The organism is Reichenbachiella sp., from assembly GCF_039941815.1.
Lineage (GTDB): Bacteria > Bacteroidota > Bacteroidia > Cytophagales > Cyclobacteriaceae > Reichenbachiella.
On record NZ_JBDVDW010000071.1, the window covers coordinates 1 to 1,248 of the forward strand.

1 protein-coding gene is annotated in these 1,248 nt (G+C 39.5%); it reads left to right on the forward strand.

What is annotated here, in order from left to right:
• Positions 1 to 1,113: AAA family ATPase (locus ABJF11_RS19925; protein ID WP_348122012.1), on the forward strand; the 1,113-nt coding region annotated here is incomplete at its 5' end.
• Between the last annotated feature and the right edge of the window lie 135 nt (positions 1,114 to 1,248).

A 1,248-nucleotide genomic window follows, 5' to 3' on the forward strand; every position in this document is an offset into this window, starting at 1 on the left:
AATAGTTACGAGTTTAAATTCAACCCAAAAATAAAACTCTTGGATACCAAGGACCTGATACCAAAAGAAATCAAAAATAGCATTTACGTCGAGCTACCTCTTCCTCATGGAGAAAGATTTAACCACTTCCAGAAGCTCGCCAGCATAGATGATGAGCTTCGCTCAAAAATTGCCACCAGAACTTTCAAAACGCCGCATACGATAATAGAGTTTTTAGGAAACATTTACCAATCCGATCGATTTAAAAACCTAAAGTGCGCGAGAATAAAGGGTGATAATTATTATTTTATCCTCCTAGAGGATGACTATTACATAAGGGAAGATTACTTAAGCTCCGGAGAATATTTCATAATCAATCTATTTAAGGCGATAGAGAAAAATAAAAAATGCATCGTTATAGATGAAATCGATTTATCGCTAGATGCGTCAGCGCAGGTAAATTTAATCGATGAACTAAGAGAGTTCTGCCAAAGCCAGCGAGTCAATATAATTTTCACAACACACTCGCTTGCACTGATGAAAACTCTAAGATCTGAAGAACTCCATTTCGTATCGGAAGCTAATGGAAACATCACATCCTCTCCGAAATCATACAATTATATAAAAAGCCTTTTATTCGGGTTCAGAGGCTGGGATCGCTATATTCTTACAGAGGATGATGTACTTAAAAGCTATATTGAGCATATTGCAAGCTTGATCAAACCAACTCCCTTTTTCAAGTATAAAATTATATATATTGGCGGATCAGCTAACGTTACCGACCTTATGAAGAGAAATAAAAAAGATCATTTCCTATCATCTTCGGAGAACGTTATATCGATCCTTGACGGTGATCAAAAGCATAGAAGGCATGTCAGAAATGAAAGCCAAGCCTTTTGCATCCCGTTCGAAAGCATTGAAAAGGATCTATTCGAGCATTACGAGTCAAACTGTCCCGATATCCCCAGAATCGATTTAAGCGATGTTCCTGATAGCAAAAAGGCAAAAAAGTTATATAAACGGCTAATTCAAAACAAATTAATGACAGAAATAGAAATTTTCGAGTTTCTGAACAAAAGTCGCGAACACGAAGTCGGAGAGTTAAAACGCATGCTCACGAGCTTTCTACGCTGAGCAGGGCCATGACGATCAGACTCCTGCTCAGCGCGGCGACTAAAATGTAAAATCACACCGCCTTGGCGGTGATGATCTTCTCGTGCCATTCGGCGGGGCCGGTCTGGTGAACAGAGGAGCCCTTGGAATCCACCG